Annotated in this window: 15 protein-coding genes; 5 read left to right on the top strand and 10 right to left on the bottom strand. The window is 66.4% G+C overall.

Annotation, left to right across the window (positions count from 1 at the left end; genetic code table 11):
• Window positions 1-352: 352 nt before the first annotated feature.
• The gene (locus tag ACCC94_RS07685; RefSeq protein ID WP_413348715.1) at window positions 353-1825 is read right to left on the bottom strand and encodes an aldehyde dehydrogenase family protein; all 1473 of its coding nucleotides are present in this window, start codon (window positions 1823-1825) and stop codon (window positions 353-355) included.
• A gap of 268 nt (window positions 1826-2093) precedes the next feature.
• Window positions 2094-2834 (bottom strand): helix-turn-helix domain-containing protein, encoded by a 741-nt coding sequence (locus tag ACCC94_RS07680; RefSeq protein WP_413348718.1) that lies wholly within the window; start codon window positions 2832-2834, stop codon window positions 2094-2096.
• A 254-nt stretch (window positions 2835-3088) separates the two neighbouring features.
• On the opposite strand from ACCC94_RS07680, the gene ACCC94_RS07675 reads away from it, so the two are divergent.
• The 3 genes from ACCC94_RS07675 (at window position 3089) to ACCC94_RS07665 (ending at window position 5936) form a co-directional block, all read left to right on the top strand.
• On the top strand, window positions 3089-4474 hold the full coding sequence (locus ACCC94_RS07675) for an NAD(P)/FAD-dependent oxidoreductase (RefSeq protein ID WP_413348714.1): 1386 nt from the start codon (window positions 3089-3091) through the stop codon (window positions 4472-4474).
• Window positions 4475-4485: 11 nt separating this feature from the next.
• Window positions 4486-4845: a cupin domain-containing protein gene (locus tag ACCC94_RS07670; protein WP_413348713.1), complete on the top strand. Its 360-nt coding sequence runs from the start codon at window positions 4486-4488 to the stop codon at window positions 4843-4845.
• A 290-nt stretch (window positions 4846-5135) separates the two neighbouring features.
• On the top strand, window positions 5136-5936 hold the full coding sequence (locus ACCC94_RS07665; protein ID WP_413348712.1) for a lytic transglycosylase domain-containing protein: 801 nt from the start codon (window positions 5136-5138) through the stop codon (window positions 5934-5936).
• 225 nt (window positions 5937-6161) lie between these two features.
• On the opposite strand, the gene ACCC94_RS07660 is transcribed toward ACCC94_RS07665, so the two are convergent.
• The 6 genes from ACCC94_RS07660 to ACCC94_RS07635 all read right to left on the bottom strand — a co-directional run bounded on the left by ACCC94_RS07660 (window position 6162) and on the right by ACCC94_RS07635 (window position 12542).
• Entirely contained in the window at window positions 6162-7256 is a 1095-nt protein-coding gene (locus ACCC94_RS07660) for a hypothetical protein (protein ID WP_413348711.1), read from the bottom strand.
• 113 nt (window positions 7257-7369) lie between these two features.
• Window positions 7370-8521: a M24 family metallopeptidase gene (locus ACCC94_RS07655; RefSeq protein ID WP_413348710.1), complete on the bottom strand. Its 1152-nt coding sequence runs from the start codon at window positions 8519-8521 to the stop codon at window positions 7370-7372.
• An 87-nt stretch (window positions 8522-8608) separates the two neighbouring features.
• Window positions 8609-9451, bottom strand: a complete 843-nt coding sequence (locus tag ACCC94_RS07650; RefSeq protein ID WP_413348709.1) for an ABC transporter permease — start codon at window positions 9449-9451, stop codon at window positions 8609-8611.
• Window positions 9448-10299 (bottom strand): ABC transporter permease, encoded by an 852-nt coding sequence (locus ACCC94_RS07645; protein ID WP_081516856.1) that lies wholly within the window; start codon window positions 10297-10299, stop codon window positions 9448-9450. The genes ACCC94_RS07650 and ACCC94_RS07645 overlap by 4 nt, the downstream gene beginning before the upstream one ends.
• 1 nt (window position 10300) lies before the next feature.
• On the bottom strand, window positions 10301-11422 hold the full coding sequence (locus ACCC94_RS07640; RefSeq protein WP_413348708.1) for an ABC transporter substrate-binding protein: 1122 nt from the start codon (window positions 11420-11422) through the stop codon (window positions 10301-10303).
• A gap of 40 nt (window positions 11423-11462) precedes the next feature.
• Window positions 11463-12542, bottom strand: a complete 1080-nt coding sequence (locus ACCC94_RS07635) for an ABC transporter ATP-binding protein (RefSeq protein ID WP_413348707.1) — start codon at window positions 12540-12542, stop codon at window positions 11463-11465.
• Between the two features lie 130 nt (window positions 12543-12672).
• Between ACCC94_RS07635 and ACCC94_RS07630 the strand changes: the two genes are divergently transcribed.
• Window positions 12673-13566 (top strand): LysR substrate-binding domain-containing protein, encoded by an 894-nt coding sequence (locus tag ACCC94_RS07630; RefSeq protein WP_413348706.1) that lies wholly within the window; start codon window positions 12673-12675, stop codon window positions 13564-13566.
• A 257-nt stretch (window positions 13567-13823) separates the two neighbouring features.
• Here the strand turns inward: ACCC94_RS07630 and narL are convergent, their stop codons facing one another.
• Together narL and ACCC94_RS07620 are read right to left on the bottom strand one after the other, a co-directional pair.
• Window positions 13824-14477, bottom strand: a complete 654-nt coding sequence (gene narL / locus ACCC94_RS07625) for a two-component system response regulator NarL (RefSeq protein WP_192435315.1) — start codon at window positions 14475-14477, stop codon at window positions 13824-13826.
• Window positions 14474-16336: a histidine kinase gene (locus tag ACCC94_RS07620; RefSeq protein WP_413348705.1), complete on the bottom strand. Its 1863-nt coding sequence runs from the start codon at window positions 16334-16336 to the stop codon at window positions 14474-14476. Before ACCC94_RS07620 ends, narL begins: the two co-directional genes overlap by 4 nt.
• A 173-nt stretch (window positions 16337-16509) precedes the next feature.
• On the opposite strand from ACCC94_RS07620, the gene ACCC94_RS07615 reads away from it, so the two are divergent.
• Window positions 16510-17811 carry a nitrate/nitrite transporter gene (locus tag ACCC94_RS07615; RefSeq protein ID WP_413348704.1) on the top strand — a complete coding sequence of 434 codons (1302 nt, stop codon included), beginning with the start codon at window positions 16510-16512 and terminating at the stop codon, window positions 17809-17811.
• Window positions 17812-17813: the final 2 nt, after the last annotated feature.

Here is a 17813-nt window from a genome sequence, read left to right as displayed (position 1 = left end):
TGAGCGACATGGATGTCGCGAGAGCCGCGATGGGCCAGGGATGGCCCTTCGTGGGGGGACGCCTAGTTCGGGCCCCTGAAACTTCGATTCAACGAGGGAATTTTTCGCCTAAGCGAAAAAACGGATGTCCGGGGCAAGACCTTTTGCTTCCTTTTGGGAGGGCGGCTATCCGACGTTTGCCAAAAGGGACTCGCCCGAGGGGGCGAAACACAGATTCCTCGCGTACGCCGAAGCGGCGCAGAAACACAAACGACAACGGCGGATAACGCTGACGCGTTATGCGCCCTACAAATCAGCTTTCGCAGCACCGTAGGGCGAATAACCTGGAACAGGTTATCCGCCGCCCCTCACATCACTTGAGGTACCACCCCCACGGCTGATCACTGAGGTACTCGGTAACCTGCTTGGTCTCCAGGTAATTATCCAACCCCCACACCCCCAGCTCGCGACCGATGCCGCTCTGCTTGTAGCCGCCCCAGGGCGCCTGGGTGAAGGTCGGCTGCGAGCAGTTGACCCAGACGATGCCGGCGCGCAGGCCACGGCTCACCCGCTGGCAACGCGAAGGATCAGCAGACATCACCGCTGCTGCCAGGCCGAACTGGCTGTCGTTGGCCAGGCGCAGCGCCTCGGCTTCGTCCTTGAAGCGGCGCACGGCGAGCACCGGGCCGAAGATTTCCTCGCGCCATACAGCGCTGTCCAGCGGGGCATCGATGAACACCGTCGGCTCGACGAACCAGCCCTTGTCGCGATGCGCCGGGCGCTTGCCGCCGGTGGCGAGCTTCGCGCCATCGCGCACGCCGGCTTCGATGGCCTGCAGCACCTTGGCGTGTTGCCCGGCGCTGACCAGCGGGCCGAGCAGCACGCCCGGCTCCAGGCCGTTGCCGATGGTGATGCGGCGGGTTTCTTCCACCAGGCGCTCGATCAGCCGGTCATGCAGGCCATCCTGCACCAGCAGGCGCGACGTGGCGCTGCACACCTGGCCCTGGTTCCAGAAGATGCCGAAGAGAATCCACTCCACGGCCGCTTCGATATCCGCATCGTCGAAGACAATGAAGGCCGACTTGCCGCCCAGCTCCAGGCTGACGTTCTTGATGTCCTGCGCCGCCGCCTGCATGATCGCGCGCCCGGTCGGCACGCTGCCGGTGAACGCCAGCTTGTCCACGCCCGGATGCGCCGAGAGCGGCGAACCGGCATCGCGCCCCAGGCCGGTGACCACGTTGAGCACGCCCTTGGGCAGGCCAACCGCGTCGGCGGCAGCCGCCAGCTCCAAAGAGGTAAGCGGCGTCAGTTCCGAAGGTTTGAGCACGGCGGTGCAACCGGCCGCCAACGCCGGAGCGACCTTCCAGGAAGCCATCAGCAGCGGGTAGTTCCACGGGATGATCTGCCCGGCCACGCCAACCGGCTCGCGCAGCACGCGGCAGGCAAAACGCTCGTCGGGCAGCGCGACCACTTCGCCCTCGTCGTTCAGCCCTTCGGCCAGCTCGGCGTAATAGTCGAAACAGCCGATGGCGTCGTCGATATCCCACTGCGCCTCGGGCAGCGGCTTGCCGTTGTCCTGCACCTCCAGGCGGGCCAGGTCCTCGCGGCGGCCACGCAGGTTGTCAGCGATGGCACGCAGGTAGCCTGCGCGTTCTTTCCCGCTGCTGCGGCCCCACTCGCCCTCATCGAAGGCCCGGCGCGCGGACTGCACGGCGCGGTCGACATCCTCGCCGGTGGCGGACGCGACTTCGGTCAGCACGGCTTCGCTGGAGGGTTCGTACACCTCGAAGCGGCCGCCTTGTGCGGGCGCCTGCCACTGGCCGTCGATATAGAGCTTGTCGCGCATGGGAAGGTCTCCTGAGCGGGTTGGAATAGTTGTCGGCCGAGCATAGGGAAATGCGCGTCACGTTGATAACGCAGTCACCGTGCATGCGGGCACGCGCGGAGCGGTGCCGGCGCCACCTGTAGGAGCGAGCTTGCTCGCGAACCGCCCAGCTGCGAATCCGAGGGGAAGCCCCCCGTAGGATGGGTGGAGCTTGCGATACCCATCGCCCGGGTCACCCGTGATCGATGGGTATCGCTTCGCTCAACGCCATCCTACAAAAGCGATCCGCTCACGAAGCCGCCTTTTGCTCCAGGTACGCCTTGGGCGACAGCCCAGTCTCTTCGCGGAAGCAGCGGTAGAAGGTCGACAGCGAGCGGAACCCCGCCGCCCGCGCCAGCTCATCGATACGCGTGACGCTGGTGGCGCCGTCGAGCTGGCCGAGCAGGTGGCGCAGGCGCAGCTGGTTCAGGTACTGGTAGAAGCTCAGGCCCAGCACCTGGTTGAGGAAGTAGGAAATCTGGTTGCGCGTGTAGCCGGTGGCCGCCGCGACCTGGGGCATGTCCAAGTCGGGGTTGAGGAACGGCCGGGTCTGCTGGAAGTACTGCTGGATATCCCCGCCTAGCAGGCTCAGTTGCCGTGCGGAGAGCCCCAGGCGGCTGTCGGCCATGCGCGGCTGCGGCTCGCTGGCGGGCTTCTCCGGCTGGCCGACCAGCGCGGCGTGCTCGTTGACCCGGATGATCTTCCCGTCACGCACGGTATAGGCCTCGGTGGCGCGGAAGGACACCAGCCCCTGGGTGCCGCGCAGGGTCACCCGGTATTGCAGGAAGGCGGTGTCGCCGTCCACCCGCAGGCGGTCGGTGTAGACCTGCGATTCGTCGCCCGCCGCCGGCATGCTGGTCTTCAGGTAGTCGCGCAGTTCGTGGGGCGCGATCCGACGCCCCTGGAAGAAATCGTTGTACTCCACCTGCGGATCGAACAGCGCCATCAGCGCCTCGATGTCATGGCGGCGCCAGGCCTGGTGATAGCTCATCACCACGGCGTGGGTAGCGGCGCTCGCCGGGTCGGGCTGGTAGGTCGTGCCTTCGAGCGTGGCGCTCCAGCCCTGTTCTTCGCTCATGCTTCTGCGCTCATGGTTTGCCCCTGCCGGTCTTGGCCGGCTATTGCTGCTCCGGGCGTGCCCGCAAAGAGCGGCAAGCCGTATGCCTGGGCACCCCGGAGCGATTAAAAAACTCGGACGCGGCCCGAAGACCGCTTTTTCTTCCGACATTCTGCCGGAGTTTTCCGATGAGATCCGCCCTTCTTGCGCACGCCATTCCCCGACCTTTCTGGCTCGACACCCTCGATCCCGCTCCCGCCGCACCGGCACTGGAAGCGGATCGCCGTTTCGACCTGGTGGTGGTCGGCGGTGGCTTCACCGGTCTCTGGACCGCCCTGCACGCCCGCCTGCGCTGGCCCGGTGCGAGCATCGCGGTGGTCGAGGCGCGTCGCTGCGGTGGCGAGGCCAGCGGACGCAACGGTGGCTTCTGTGCGCCGAGTATTTCCCACGGCGTAGGCAATGCCCTGCGCCGCTGGCCGGAAGAAGCCGAAACCCTGGTACGCCTGGGCCGTCAGAATCTGGACGAGTTTGAGGCAGACCTGCAGCGCTTCGGCATGAACGTCGAGTTCGAGCGGCGCGGCAAGCTCAGCGTCGCCATGCAACCCTGGCAGGTCGAGGGCCTGCGCGGCATGCAGCGCAACTACCAGCGCTTCGGCATCGACTGTGAGTGGCTGGAAGGTGCGGAACTGGCGCAGAAACTTGATTCGCCGATGTACAAGGCTGGCGTGTTCGAGCCCAACTACGCGCTGCTCAACCCGGCGAAAATGGCCGCCGAGCTGCGCCGGGTCTGCCTGGAACAGGGCATCGAGCTGTTCGAGAACACCCCGGTGCACGAGCTGCACCAGCGCGGCGACCGGCTGATGCTGCGCTGCGACCGCGGCGAGCTGGAGGCCGGGCAGATCGCCCTGGCGACCAACATCGCGCCGCCGCTGCTTGGGCACCTGAATTCCAGCGTGATCCCGGTGTATGACTACTCGCTGGTCACCCAGCCGCTCACCGACGATCAGCTGCGCGCCATTGGCTGGGTCGAGCGCTACGGCATCGCCGATGCCGGCAACCAGTTCCACTACCTGCGCAAGACCGCCGACAACCGCATCCTCTGGGCCGGCTTCGACGCCATCTACCACTTCGGCAGCCGCCGCGACGAAGCCCTGACCCAGCGCCCGGAAAGCTTCCAGCGCCTGGCCGAACAGTTCCGCGAGGCCTTCCCGCAGCTCGGCCCGGTCGAGTTCAGCCACGCCTGGGGCGGCATCATCGATACCTCGGCGCGCACCACGCTGTTCACCGGCTGCGTGCTCGACAACCGCGTCGCCTATGCGCTGGGCTTTACCGGACAGGGCGTGGCGGCGAGCCGCTTCGCCGCGCTGAACATGCTAGACCAGCTGGGCGGCGAGCGCACCGAGCGCACCGAACTGCGCATGACCTCGCAGAAGCCCTTCCCCTTCCCGCCCGAGCCGCTGCGCTACCTCGGCGTGCGCCTGGCGCAGCGTTCGCTGGCCAGGGAAGACCGCACCGGCCGCCGCGACCTGCTGCTCAAGACCCTCGATGCCTTCGGCGTCGGTTTCGATTCCTGATGGAGAACTTCATGTCCACCCTGCCCCGCCACGTAATCGACTTCGCCAACCCCGAGCTCGCCCCGCAGGAGCGCGAGATCAACGACCCGGCCATCGTCGATGCGCCTTACCGGAGCCGCAGCTGGCGGCATTTCAGCGCCCCGGAAAAGAACGCCATCGCCGGCATCTGGGAAGCCGGCGTGCACCTGGAGCGCTGCGAGTGCGACTACGACGAGCTGTGCCACATCCTCGAAGGCACGGTGCGCCTGACCGACGCCGACGGCGTGGCGAAGACCTTCGGGCCGGGGGATTCCTTCGTGGTCGCGGCGGGCTTCAAGGGCACCTGGGAAAACCTCACGCCGGTGCGCAAGGTGTATTTCATTCTCGGTTGAGTTCAGCGTTGCAGGTGTTCGCGAGCAAGCTCGCTCCTACAAGGGGGTGCCACACGCTCTGCGCAGGAGCGAGCTTGCTCGCGAATCTGCGGACCGGCTCCGCGGACCTGGAGCGCCAACCAGCCGTACGTCCCCCCAAGCTCCACTGCCGTTCGAAAGGGCTATAACTAGCGAAGCGAAACGTCAGGTCGCTCAGGTTCAACCCTGTGACGACCGCCCCTGATGGCCCTTTCCCTTTACCCGGATCAGGTACCCCAGCCTGATCGGCGCCCGCGGCGCGGAGCGGTTTGATGAGTTCCAGAACCTGGCGATGGGCTCGCAAGTGCCTACCTGGATGCTTCGGCCTGGCCTTGCTGGTCGCTCCGCTTTATGCCAACGCCCAGTTCACGTGCAAGGCCCGCGACGGCGCCGTCAGCCATGGCAGCCATGCCATCGCCGGCGCTCGCTGCACCCAGCAAGGCAACAAGACTGGTCAGAGGGCCAAGGCAAAGACCGCCCCACAGATCGAGCGAGGCAGCGCCTCGGGCGCAGAGCGCATCCGGGTATACACCTTCGTCCACAAGGGCGTTCGCCAGTATGTGAGCCGGCGCCCCGTCGGGATCACCGCGCGGGTCGATGTGATCGATGTGTACTACATCAAGGGCTGCTACCTGTGCATGGCGCCGAAAGATTTCAATGTCGCCGCGTTGCGCCTGGATACCCGCTCCTATCGGCGGGAAATCGCCTCCGCCTCGACTCGCTATGGCGTCGACCAGGCGTTGGTCCGCGCAGTGATCCACGCCGAATCGGCATTCCAGCCGAACGCCGTCTCCATCGCCGGCGCCCAGGGGTTGATGCAACTGATGCCCGACACTGCCGAGCGCTTCAACGTCAACGATCCGTTCGACGCGCGGCAGAACATCCGTGGCGGCGTGCGCTACCTGGCCTGGTTGCTCAAGCGCTTCAACGGTAATCAGAGGCTGGCGCTGGCCAGCTACAACGCCGGTGAAATGACCGTCGACAAGTACAATGGAATACCGCCCTACGCGGAGACGCAGACCTACGTCGCCCGCGTGCAATCGCTGACCGAACGCTATCGCAACCATCGCTGAAGGTTCTGGTGCGGCGATGGTTCGCGAGCAAGCTCGCTCCTACAGTCAGGCCAAACTCCGGCGCGCTTTCGTAGGAGCGAGCTTGCTCGCGAACCGCACTGACAGCTACGTAGGGCGCATACCCTGGAACAGGTTATCCGCCGGGTCATCCACGGCGGATAACGCTGGCGCGTTATCCGCCCTACGAAGGCGCTCAATCCGCCGCGAACGGATCGCACCACAGGCTCAAGCGAACTTCCACCCCGCCGCCGCCAGCCGTGCATCCAGCGCGGCGAGATCGGCTTCCACCCGCGCCGCCGGTTCCGGCATGTAGGCCAGCGGATCGGGCAGCGTGGACGGTTGGCCCAGGAATCCTTCCGTCGCGGCATGCAGGCAATAAGCGCTGTAAGCCGGGTTGTAACCGCCCTCCTGCACCACCAGCAGCCGCCCCCGGCAGAGTTCGTCGGCCAGCGCGCGGGCGCGGCGGGCCAGGCGGTTGAAGCCCTGCATGGTCACCAGCTGGCGTCCGTTGGGGTCGAACTGCGAGGCATCCAGGCCGTTGGCGATGATCAGCAGGTCCGGCTTGAAGACGCGCAGCGTCGGCTCGACGTAGCGGCTGAAAACCATCTCGTAGAGCTGGTCGCCGGACCCCATGGGCAGCGGCAGGTTGAGGTTGCTGCCCAGCCCCGCGCCGTAGCCGCGCTCGTCCGCCGCGCCGCTCTGCGGGTGGCTCGGCCCCCAGGCGCCGTGGTCCATGTGCAGGGACACGGTGAACACCGAGGGATCGTCGTAGAAACCCTCCTGCGTACCGTTGCCGTGGTGCACGTCCCAGTCGACGATGGCCACGCGTTCCAGCCCCGCCGCCTGCGCGGCGCGCGCGGCAACCCCGACGTTGTTGAAGAAGCAGTAGCCGTCGGCCATGGCCGGTGCGGCGTGGTGGCCCGGCGGGCGCACCAGGGCCATGGCCGGGTTGCCGGTGGCCAGCACGCTTTCCAGCGCCGCCAGGCTGGTGCCGGCGGCGGCCAGCAGCCCGGCGAGGCTGCCGGCGGACATCAGGGTGGTGCTGCTGAAGCGCTTGCCCTGGGCATCGGCCTCGAAGATGCCGCGCAGGTAGTCGGCATCGTGGAAGCGCAGCAGTTCCTCTTCGCTGGCGTGGCGGCCCTCGTGCCAGCGCAGCGAATCGGCGACCGGCCCGCGCTGGAGGATGGCGCGCATGTTGAGCAGCCGGGGATTGCTCTCCGGGTGCAGCAGCTGCTCGGCCAGCAGGTCGCTGGGCGGCGCCTCGAACACGCCGGCGGCGGTGTCGTGGCGCAGCACGTCGTCGTACCAGAAAACATCCATCGTGTGACTCATCGGAAACCCTCGGACTTCGTCACTGCGCCCGCAGGCGCAGACATACAGAACGGATTCGCCCCCGGACGGCCAGCGAAGAGCCGCCAGAGGGCGAACTTCACTCAATCGATGATGGTGAGTTCCGGCGGCAACTCGGACAGGCTCGCCGAGCCTTTCTCGCCGCACAGCACGGTGTCGCCGAGCTTGATGCCGAAGCCTTCGTTGTACAAGGACAGGTTGGGCTCGATGGAGAACGACATGTTCGGCTGGAACACGTGGTCGTCGGCCTCGTCCACCATCATCGCTTCCAGCCAGGTCGGCGGGTAGGCCAGGCCCAGGCTGTAGCCGATGCGGTGCACGCGGGTGCGCGAGAGGTCGATGCGGTCGAGGATCTGGTTGCACACGCGGTTGGCCTCGCCCACCGGGGTGCCCGGCTTGGCGATGTCGATGGCGGCGTTGAAGGCCTCGGTCAGCAGGGTCGCGACTTCCTTCACGCGCGGACTGGGTTTGCCAATCACCGCGGTGCGCATGAGGATGGCGTGGTAGCGGTTGCACACGCCGGCGTGTTCGAGGATCACCACGTCGCCGTGGCTGATGGTCTGCCGGTGCGGCATGGCGTGGGTCATGGTGCTGCGGCGGCCGGTGGCGCACATCGGGCTGATCGCCGAGTACTCGCTGCCGGCGCGGCCCAGGGCATTGGCGACGATGCCGGCCACTTCCACCTCGGAGATGCCCGGACGCAGCGCCTCGAAGGCGGCCAGCATGCCCTGGTCGGCCATGCGCGCGGCGCTGCGCTGGTACTCGATTTCCTCGGCGGTCTTGATCAGGCGGTTCTCGGCGACCAGCGGGCCGGCGTCCTCGAAGCGCGCTTCGGGCAGGTAGCCCAGCAGTGCGTTGTACTGCGCCGGGGAGAAGGTCGAGGCGGTCATTTCCAGGCCGATGCGCGCCTGCGACAGGCCGGCCTGGGCGAGCACGTCGGCGACGATCTTCAGCGGGTCCTGCCTGGCGATGTCATAGAAGATCGCCTCGTTGATGCACGACAGCTCCCAGGTGCAGGGCTCCTCGCTGGTGCGGGTGAGGAACACCGGCTCCGCCAGCTTCGGCGAGATGATCAGCGCCTGGTACCAGAGGAAGCCCAGGCTGTCGAAGCCGGTGAGGTAGTTGATGTTGTCCGGGTAGTTGACCACCAGGGCATCCAGGCCGCGATCGGCCATGCGCCGTTTGACGGCTTCGACGCGTTGACGGTAAGTGCGCGCGGGGAAAGCGGTAAGCATGGGGATTCCCTCCTCAGGGACAGGCAGGTGTTTGCGACAGAGTGGTTGGGGTCGCCAGGGCGGCGACCGGATGTGAGTCGGGGTGGATCAGGAAGGCGGTCGTTGTCGCGCCAGGACCATGCGCAGCAGCATCACCGCCAGGGTGAGGACGATCATCAGGGTGGACACGGCGGCGATCGCCGGGTCGAGGTTGTAGCGCAGGCCGTCCCAGATGCGTTTGGGCAGCGTCACCACGTTCAGGCCGCTGGTGAACAGGGTCACCACCACCTCTTCCCAGCTCATCACGAAGCCCATGAAGAAGCCGCCGAGGAGGCCGCCGCGCACGTTGGGCAGCAGCACGTGCCAGAGCGTCGGCCAGAGCCCGGCGCCCAGCGAGCGCGAAGCCTTGTACAGGCTCAGGTCGAGCCGTGCGTAGGCCACCAGCAGGGCGATCACCGAATACGGCAGCGCCATCAGCAGGTGGCCGAAGCCGACGCCCAGCAGGTTGTCGAGAATGCCCAGGCGCGCGTCGAGGTAGTAGATCGACATGGCCGAGACCACCTGCGGGACGATCATCGGCAGCAGCACGATCAGCGTCAGCACGGTGCGCAAGCGCCGCTGCAGCCAGATGCCGGTGGCGAACAGGAAGGCCAGCGCGGTGGACAGCGCGCCGACCACCAGTGCCAGCCCGAGGCTCTGCAGGATCGACAGCAGCCACGCGCCGTCGAACAGCGTCGCGTAGTGGCGCAGCGACCAGCCGCCGTCCGGGAAGGCCAGGTAGCGCTGGTTGCCGAACGACAGCGGCACTATCACCAGGATCGGCAGCAGCAGGAACAACGCGGACAGCACCAGCGCGGTCCAGGACAGCCAGCGCCCCAGCGGCGGGCGCGGCAGTTGCGGCTTCTTCACGCCCTTGGGCATGGCGGAGAGATAGGTTCCCTGCGGGGTCACAGCTCAGTCCTCCCGAGCAGGCGGCGATAGCCGATGAGTTGTCCGAACAGCAGCGCGCAGCCCACCACCAGCAGCATCAGCACGATGCTCAGCGCCGCGCCCAGGCCCCAGTTGGAGAGCTGGAACATCTGCACGTAGATGTACTCGGCGAGCATCGCGGCCTTGCCGCCACCCAGCAGCGCCGGGGTGACGAAGCAGCCGAGGCTGAACACGAAGACGATGGCGGAAGCGGCGACCACACCCGGCAAGGTCAGCGGGATGAAGATGTCCTTGAGCGTCTGCCAGTGGCTGGCGCCCAGGCTGCTGGAGGCGCGTAGCAGGCTGTCGTCCACCTGTTTGAGCGAGGACAGCAGCGGCAGCACCGCGTACGGCACCATGAAGTGCACCATGCCGATCAGCGCGCCCAGTTCGTTGCGCACCAGCGGCGGCGGCGCGTCGAACCAGCCGGTGGCCATCAGCCCCTGGCTGACCAGCCCACCGTTGCGCAGCAGCACCAGCCAGGCGAAGGCGCGGATCAACATCGACAGCCAGAACGGCAGCAACACGAACAGCTCGATCAGCTGCCGGCCGCGCGGCGTCGCGAAACGCCAGCGGTAGGCGATCAGGTAGGCGATGGCGACGCTGATCGCGGTGGTCAGCAGGCAGATGCGCAGGGTGCGCCAGATCACCGCCTGCAGGTTGGCGTTGTCGGCGATGGCCGCGTAGTTCTGCGTGCCCCACTCCGGCAGGCTGAAGCTCCAGCCGAGCACGCCGAGGGTCGGCAGCAGGTAGCCGACCACGACGAGCACAGGCAGGGGCAGGATCAGCAGGCCGTAGACCGGCAGCACGCCCGGTGCGAAACGTCGCATCTCAGCCACCGATCAGCGCGAGGTAGCGCTCCAGGGTTTCACCGTAGTGTTCGGCGTGCCACTTGTTGTTCAGCGACACCTGCTTCTTCAGGTTGCCTGGCGCGGTGGGGTTGATCGCCTGCAGCTGGGCGCTGAGCAGATCATTGGCCGCCAGGTTCACCGGGCCCATGTTGTAGACCTCCATGAGTTTGGCTTGCACCTCGGGACGCAGTGCATAGGCGATGAAGTCCATCGCCGCCTTGGCGCCGGCCGGGTTGCCCTTGGGCACCATCCACACCGAGGGCGAGACGATGCCGCCGTCGAAGCTCCAATCGATCTTGCCGGCGGTGTCGTTCTTCACCAGCTCGGCGCGGGTGTGCCACATCTGCGCCATGCTCACTTCGCCGTCGCGGATCAGCTGCTGCGATTCGGCGCCGGTGGACCAGTGGGTGGCGATGTGCGGCAGCAGCTCCTCGATCTTGCGCAGGGCGCGGTCCACATCCAGCGGGTAGAGCTGTTCGGGCGGCACGCCGTCGGCCAGCAGCGCGCATTCGAGGTTGGCGCTCATCCACTTGTAGAGGGTGCGCTTGCCCGGGTACTTCTTCACGTCCCAGAAGTCGGCCCAGGATTTGGGCGGGTTCTTGCCGAACTGCTCGTGGACGTAGCCGATCACGTAGCTGTAGGTGTAGTTGGCGAGGCCGAAGTCATGCACATCGCCGTAGCCGATCAGCGACCTGTCGACGATGCCGAAATCGATGGGAGCGAGGAATTTGTCCTTGCCCAGCCGGTAGGACGAATACATCTCGCCGTCGCACACGTCCCAGCGTACCGCGCCACTGCTCACCTGGGTCTTCAGCGCGCCCTCGGTGGGGCCGCTGCCGTCGACTTTCAGCGCCAGGCCGGAAGCCTGGTCGAAGCCGCCGAAGCTCTTCTCGAAGGCCGGCACCGCATCACCGCCCCAGTTGGCCAGTACCAGGCTGCCACTCGCGGCAAACGCCCGGCCACCGGCGCCGAACGGCAGCGCACTGGCGGCGGCGAGCAGCAGCAGGCTGCGGTTGAAATCGCGGCGGCTGATGCCGGCGCGCTCGCCCTTCCGGGCGGCGATCTCGATGGCGTCTTCGATGAAGCCTTGGCGTTCTTTCATTGTGATTGCTCCCCGATCGTTTGTTTTCGTTATGCGTGTGTCAGGCGGACAACAGATGGCAGTGCTGCGGCGACCAGCTGCACCAGTAGCGCTGGCCGCTGCGCAGGCTGCCCAGCAGCGGGTGCGACACCGGCAGGCGCAGGTCGAGGCGATCGCCCTGCTCCAGGGTCAGTTCGAGATTGACGTGGGCGCCCTGGTAGGTCGCGCTGCCTGCGGTGGCGCAGAGGCCGTTGTCGCGGCCGGCGTCCTGCAACGGGCGCAGGTCGATGTGCTCCGGGCGCACCGCCAGCCAGCTCTTGCAGCCCTGCCCGGTTTTGGGTGCGTGCGCCACGCGCAGATGCTGGCCACGGAAATCGCAGAGCGTGGCTTCGGCTTCGCGAGCGACCACGCCCACCTCCAGCAGGTTGGTATCGCCGAGGAAGTTGGCGACGAAGCGGCTGGCCGGGCGTTCGTACACTTCGCGCGGAGTGCCGACCTGCTCCAGGCGGCCCTTGTTGAACACGGCGATGCGGTCGGACAGCGCCAGGGCTTCTTCTTGGTCGTGGGTGACGAAGACGAAGGTGGTGCCGAAGTCCTTGTGCATGCGCGCCAGTTCGCCCTGCATCTCCTGGCGCAGGCGGCGGTCGAGGGCGGACAGCGGCTCGTCGAGCAGCAGCAATTTCGGTTTGAACACCAGCGCGCGTGCCAGCGCCACGCGCTGCTGTTGCCCGCCGGAAAGCTGGCTGATACCCCGCTCGCCCATGCCAGCGAGGCCGACGCGTTCCAGCACCTCGGCGACCCGACGTTCGATCTCCGCGCCCGGCACCTTGCGGATGCGCAGCGGGTAGGCGACGTTCTGCGCCACGCTCATGTGCGGGAACAGCGCGTAGCCCTGGAACACCACGCCGAATTCGCGCTGGTCCGGCGACAGGTGGGTGATATCGCGGCCGTCCTGCTCGATGCGCCCTTGGCTCGGTTCGACGAAGCCGGCGAGCATCATCAGCGTGGTGCTCTTGCCCGAGCCCGACGGCCCCAGCAGCGTGAGGAATTCGCCCTGGCGGATGCTCAGGCTGAGGTCGCTCAGGACCTGCAGGTTGCCGTAGCGCTTGCCCAGGCCGAGCAAGTCGACGAAATGCTGCATGGCGGATCTCCAGCCGTTTTTCTTGTTGATCGGTGTTGGCTTGGGCTCATCTTCTGTGCAAATTTAACTAACGACAATTCAATAGATTTCCATCTGAATCGTTAGTCAAATTCACGGAAAAGGCCTTTTCATGCGTCAGAACAGTGCGTTTCGCTTGCCATCCCTGATCGCCCTGCGCGCTTTCGAGGCGCTGGTCCGCCAGGGCAGCATCAGCCGAGCGGCGCTGGAGCTGCACGTCACCCACGGGGCGGTCAGTCACCAGGTGAAGAAGCTCGAGGAAGAACTGGGCGTGGCGCTGGTGGAGCGCCAGGGCAAGGGCGTGAAGCTGACCCCCGCCGGGCGCCAGCTGAGCCAGCAGATCAGCAGCGCCTTCGACCAGCTGCGCGATATCCGCCGCGCCCTGCCCACCGAAGAACCCGCCGGCGAACTGCGCATCGCCTGCGCCCCAGCGCTGCTGGCGCGGGTGTCATCGCTGCTGGAGAAATTCCTGCGCAATTACCAGGAGGTTGCCCTGCACCTGCTGCCGATGAGCAGCGACCTGGGCGACGTGGACATGGTGATTTCCTTCGGCGAGACGCACATCGAGGGCCAGCGCTTTGCCGCGCTGGGCGACATCCGTTACTTCCCGGTATGCAGCCCGCGCCTGCTCAACACCCAGGAACACCTGCGCAAACCCCGCGACCTGGCGCGCCAGGTGCTGCTGCACGAGGACGACGGCTTCGACTGGAGCCGCTACTTCCTCGCCGCCGGCGTGCCCGGCCTGCAGGCGCGGCAGAACGTCTTCCTGCCCGACGCCTACCTGACCATCCGCGCCGCCCTGGCCGGCGGCGGCGTGACCATCAGCGACCACATCCTCGCCGGCGAGGAGCTGCACCAGGGGCGGTTGGTGCGCCTGTTCGACATCGACTTCCCGGCACCCCATCCCTATTTCCTGATCATTCCACCCCATGGCAACCAGGCGCTGGCGCGAGAATTCGCGGATTGGCTGCTGCATGAGCTGGAGGCGATTCCGGAGTTTGATTGATGCGGTATTGCATCGCAGGAGCGTCAGGGGAAACACCCCGTAGGATGGCGTGGAGCGAAGCGCTACCCATCGATTCCGTGTGGCACCAGCATGGGTATTGCTAAGCTCACGGAACGCCGCCCGACCCATCCTACGTTGGCGCTCTATGGCAAGGCCGGCATGGGGCGTTCGCGAGCAAGCTCGCTCCTACAGGGCCAGGTTCGGTGTGGGGGATCCGCCGTCGTGGGTCGCTGGCGGATAACGCCTACGGTCGGTATTCAGACGAGATGGTTCTCCACCGCCCAGACCGCCGCCTCGACGCGCGAGCGCATACCCAGCTTGTGCAGCACGCGCTTGACGTGGACCTTCACGGTGCCTTCGGTGATGTCGAGTTTGCGCGCGATCATCTTGTTGCTGTAGCCGTGGGAGAGCTGGCGGAGGATCTGCCGCTCGCGGTCGGTCAGTTCCTCGATGCCCTTGGGGCGATCGTCGCCGCGCAGGGCCTGGGCCAGCACCTGGGTCAGCTGCGGGCTGATGGTGAGCTGGCCGGTGGCGGCCTGGCGGATGTGCTCCAGCAGGCGCTCGGGTTCCATGTCCTTGAGCAGGTAGCCGTCGGCGCCGGCGCGCAGCACGTTGATCACGTCGTTGCGGTCATCGGAGACGGTGAACACCACGATGCGCGCGTCCTCGCCGTTCTCGCGCATGGCGCGCAGGGTGTCGAGGCCGGTCATGCCTTTCATGTTGAGGTCGAGCAGGATCATGTCCGGTTCCAGCTCCGCGGCCATGCGCAGCGCTTCCTCGCCGCTGCCGGCTTCGCCCACCACCTCCAGGTCGTCCTCGAACTCCAGCAGCTGGACCACGCCCTTGCGCATCATCGGGTGGTCGTCGACGAGCAGGATGCGCGCGCGGTCATCGGTGGGGGTGGCCGTCATGGGTGGGTCTCCGGGTATTGCGACAGGGGTTTGTGGGCGAAGCGCACGCTGACGCGGGTGCCCTTGGGTTCGCGCGGGGCTATCTCGAAGCTCGCTTCCAGGGTCTGGCTGCGCTCCCGCATGATGCTAAGCCCGTAGTGCCCGTTGCGGCTCTGCGCTGGGTCAAAGCCGACTCCATCATCGTCCACGGTGATGCACACCTGGTCCTCGGCGTCTTCGAAAAGGGTGACCGTGGCATGATGCGCCTGGGCATGGCGCACCACATTGGACAGCGCTTCGCGGACGATCTGCAGGATGTGGATTTCCTCGTTGGGGTTGAGCGGGATGTGCGCCAGTCGGTTGTCCAGTTCGATGGACAGAGCGCCGCGCTCGCCGAACTCTTCCACGGTCTTCACCAGCGCCGCCTCCAGGCTGGATTGCTCCAGGCTCAGGCGGAAGGTGGTGAGCAGCTCGCGCAGCTGGCGGTAGGCGCTGTTGAGACCTTCGCGCAGCTCGTCGAGGGTTTCGTCGATCTTCTCGGCGGGCACGTCGCGCTTGAGCAGGGTGGCCAGGCGGCTGACCTGGATCTTCAGGTAGGACAGCGACTGCGCCAGCGAATCGTGCAGCTCGCGGGCGATGGTGCTGCGCTCGGCGAACAGCGCCAGGCGGTTCTCCTGTTCCTGCTGCAGGGACAGGGCGAAGGTGCGCGCGATGTTGTCGCAGAAGCCTTCGACGAATTGCTGCTGCCAGTCTTCCAGATGGCCGTCCGGGGTCTCGATGAACAGCTCGCCAAAGCGGTGTTCGCCAATGGACAACGGCTGCATCAGCAGCGGGTTGACGCCGCGGATCGGGTTGTTGCAGTGGTCGGCCTGGGCGCGGCAGTCGCCGCAGTTGCCCTGCAGGCAGAAGCCGCCGGTGATGCCGTCGGTGGTGAGCGAGGTGTAGGCGCGCTCGACGCCGTCCTTGTTCAGGCACAGCGTCACCTTGCCGGCCTGCAGCACGCGTTCGAGCTGGTTCAACAGTGGCTGCAGCGAGCGTTCGTCGTACGGGTCCTGACCCAGGCGACGGGCGCTGTCGTAGAGCAGTTCCAGGCGCTGGTGGCTGTTGGAGAGGTCGCGGGTCTTGTCTTCCACCCGCGCTTCCAGTTCGCGGTAGCTGGCCTGCAGTTCCGCCGCCATCTGGTTGAAGCGCTCGCCCAGCTGGCTCAGCTCGTCCTCGCCGCTGCTGCTGACCCTTGCGTCGAGGTCGCCTTCGCCCAGGCGGCGGGCGGTGGTGGTCAGTTCGCGCAGCGGGCCGACCACGTGGTAGCTCAGGTCGTAGAGGCTGATGAACACCACCAGCAGGCTGAGGAACAGGCACAGGCCCTGCACCGTGCTGAGCATCTGCGAGCGGTATTCGGCGTTGCGCTGCAGGGTGCCGACGAAACCGTCGATGTGCCCGACGAAGGTGTCCAGCGTGGCCAGGGCGGGGGCCTGGGAAAGGTCGAGGTTGTGCAGCTCCCTGCGCAACTGCTCGTGCTGCTGGCGGATCGGCGCATCGGCATCGGAACGGCGCAGCAGGCGGGTGATCTCGTCGTTGTCCAGGCGCGCGGCGAGGGTCGATTGCAGGGCCTGGCGGTTGATCGGCGACGGGTCCAGCGCCAGGCGGTAGGTGAGCATGCGCAGCGAGCCGGCCTGGTTGATCACCGCCGCATCCTGGTGCGAATAGTCGGCGAACAGCAGGGCGCTGAACATCCCCGCCAGGGCCAGGGAGACCAGCAGGGTGAGGTAGCAGCCGAAGCGCACGACGATGGATTTGCGCAGGGAAGGGCGTCCGGCGGGAGGTCTACCCACAAAGAGTCGGTCGTTGCCGGAAGGGTCGGCAGTGCGTGCCGTATTCATAAGAAATGCCTTTTAAAACAATTAGTTAAGCATTCATTTCAGTGATACCCACAAGGAGGTAGCGGCGCGCATCTGCTCATGAATCGCCGTTTGGCTCATTGATGGCGATCAAGAGAACGCGGCTAGTCCTTACCTAACGTGCGGGCAAAGGCTGTCAGGAAGTGAGCTTAGCCATGTTGTCCCACCGTCAGAAACAGTACTCCGTGCTCGGCATGAGCACCCTGGCGTTCGCCGTGAACTTCGCGGTCTGGACGATGTTTTCGATCATCGGTATCCGCATCAAGGAGGAGCTGGGCCTGTCCGAGGCGCAGTTCGGCCTGATGGTGGCGCTGCCGATCCTTACCGGTTCGCTGGTACGCCTGCCGCTGGGGCTGATCACCGACCGCTTCGGCGGACGCCGAGTGTTCTTCATCCATATGCTGCTGGTGGCCATCCCGATCTACGGCCTGGCCTTCGCCACCCTCTACTGGCACTACCTGGTGCTGGGCCTGTTCGTCGGCCTGGCCGGCGGCTCCTTCGCCGTCGGCATCGCCTACACCTCCTCGTGGTTCGAGAAGGAGCGCCAGGGCACCGCCATGGGCATCTTCGGCGCCGGCAACGCGGGGGCGGCGATCACCAACCTGGTGGCGCCGATGATCGTGGTCGCCTTCGGCTGGCGCATGGTTCCGCAGATCTACTCGGTGGCCATGCTGGTGACCGCGCTGCTGTTCTGGTGCTGCACCTGGACCGACCCGGCCCACGCCAAGGGCGGCGACGCCGACCCGAGCCGTCCGCGGCCGACCCTGGCCAAGCAACTGGCGCCGCTGGGCGAGCTGCGCGTGTGGCGCTTCGGCCTGTACTACTTCTTCGTCTTCGGCGGCTTCGTCGCCCTGGCCCTGTGGCTGCCCAAGTACTACATCGCCGAGTACGGCCTGGACCTGCGCACCGCCTCCTTCATCACCATGCTGTTCACCCTGCCGTCGGGCCTGATCCGCGCGCTGGGCGGCTGGTTCAGCGACCACTATGGTGCCCGCGCGGTGAACTGGGGCGTGTTCTGGATCTGCCTGGTCTGCCTGTTCTTCCTCTCCTACCCGCCGACCACCATGACCATCCACGGCATCAAGGGCGACGTCAGCCTCGGCATCGGCCTGAACGTCTGGCTGTTCACCTTCCTGGTGTTCGTCGTCGGCATCGCCCAGGGCTTCGGCAAGGCCAGCGTGTACCGGATCATCCACGACTACTACCCGCAGAACATGGGCACCGTCGGCGGCATGGTCGGGGTCATCGGCGGCCTCGGCGGCTTCTGCCTGCCCATCCTGTTCGGCTACGCCGCCGACCACATCGGCGTGCGCTCCTCCTGCTTCATGTTGCTGTTCGGCCTGACCGTGATCTGCATGGTCTGGATGCACTACGCGATCAAGCAGCAGCAACGCCTCGATGGCCAGGCCCGGGCGGCCGACGTCGACGCTACCCCCATTCCTTCTCGTCAATCCTGAGG

The sequence above is a fragment of the Pseudomonas sp. Pseusp97 genome, from assembly GCF_047304025.1.
GTDB lineage: Bacteria > Pseudomonadota > Gammaproteobacteria > Pseudomonadales > Pseudomonadaceae > Pseudomonas.
The sequence above is the reverse complement of the archived record's forward strand: the minus strand, read 5'-3'. Positions and strand labels throughout refer to the sequence as shown.

Coding starts and splice junctions, on each gene's coding strand:
- ACCC94_RS07685 (WP_413348715.1), bottom strand. CDS start 1,825: ATGCGCGACAAGCTCTATATCGACGGCCAGTGGCAGGCGCCCGCACAA.
- ACCC94_RS07680 (WP_413348718.1), bottom strand. CDS start 2,834: ATGAGCTATCACCAGGCCTGGCGCCGCCATGACATCGAGGCGCTGATG.
- ACCC94_RS07675 (WP_413348714.1), top strand. CDS start 3,089: ATGAGATCCGCCCTTCTTGCGCACGCCATTCCCCGACCTTTCTGGCTC.
- ACCC94_RS07670 (WP_413348713.1), top strand. CDS start 4,486: ATGTCCACCCTGCCCCGCCACGTAATCGACTTCGCCAACCCCGAGCTC.
- ACCC94_RS07665 (WP_413348712.1), top strand. CDS start 5,136: ATGAGTTCCAGAACCTGGCGATGGGCTCGCAAGTGCCTACCTGGATGC.
- ACCC94_RS07660 (WP_413348711.1), bottom strand. CDS start 7,256: ATGGATGTTTTCTGGTACGACGACGTGCTGCGCCACGACACCGCCGCC.
- ACCC94_RS07655 (WP_413348710.1), bottom strand. CDS start 8,521: ATGCTTACCGCTTTCCCCGCGCGCACTTACCGTCAACGCGTCGAAGCC.
- ACCC94_RS07645 (WP_081516856.1), bottom strand. CDS start 10,299: ATGCGACGTTTCGCACCGGGCGTGCTGCCGGTCTACGGCCTGCTGATC.
- ACCC94_RS07640 (WP_413348708.1), bottom strand. CDS start 11,422: ATGAAAGAACGCCAAGGCTTCATCGAAGACGCCATCGAGATCGCCGCC.
- ACCC94_RS07635 (WP_413348707.1), bottom strand. CDS start 12,542: ATGCAGCATTTCGTCGACTTGCTCGGCCTGGGCAAGCGCTACGGCAAC.
- ACCC94_RS07630 (WP_413348706.1), top strand. CDS start 12,673: ATGCGTCAGAACAGTGCGTTTCGCTTGCCATCCCTGATCGCCCTGCGC.
- narL (WP_192435315.1), bottom strand. CDS start 14,477: ATGACGGCCACCCCCACCGATGACCGCGCGCGCATCCTGCTCGTCGAC.
- ACCC94_RS07620 (WP_413348705.1), bottom strand. CDS start 16,336: ATGAATACGGCACGCACTGCCGACCCTTCCGGCAACGACCGACTCTTT.
- ACCC94_RS07615 (WP_413348704.1), top strand. CDS start 16,510: ATGTTGTCCCACCGTCAGAAACAGTACTCCGTGCTCGGCATGAGCACC.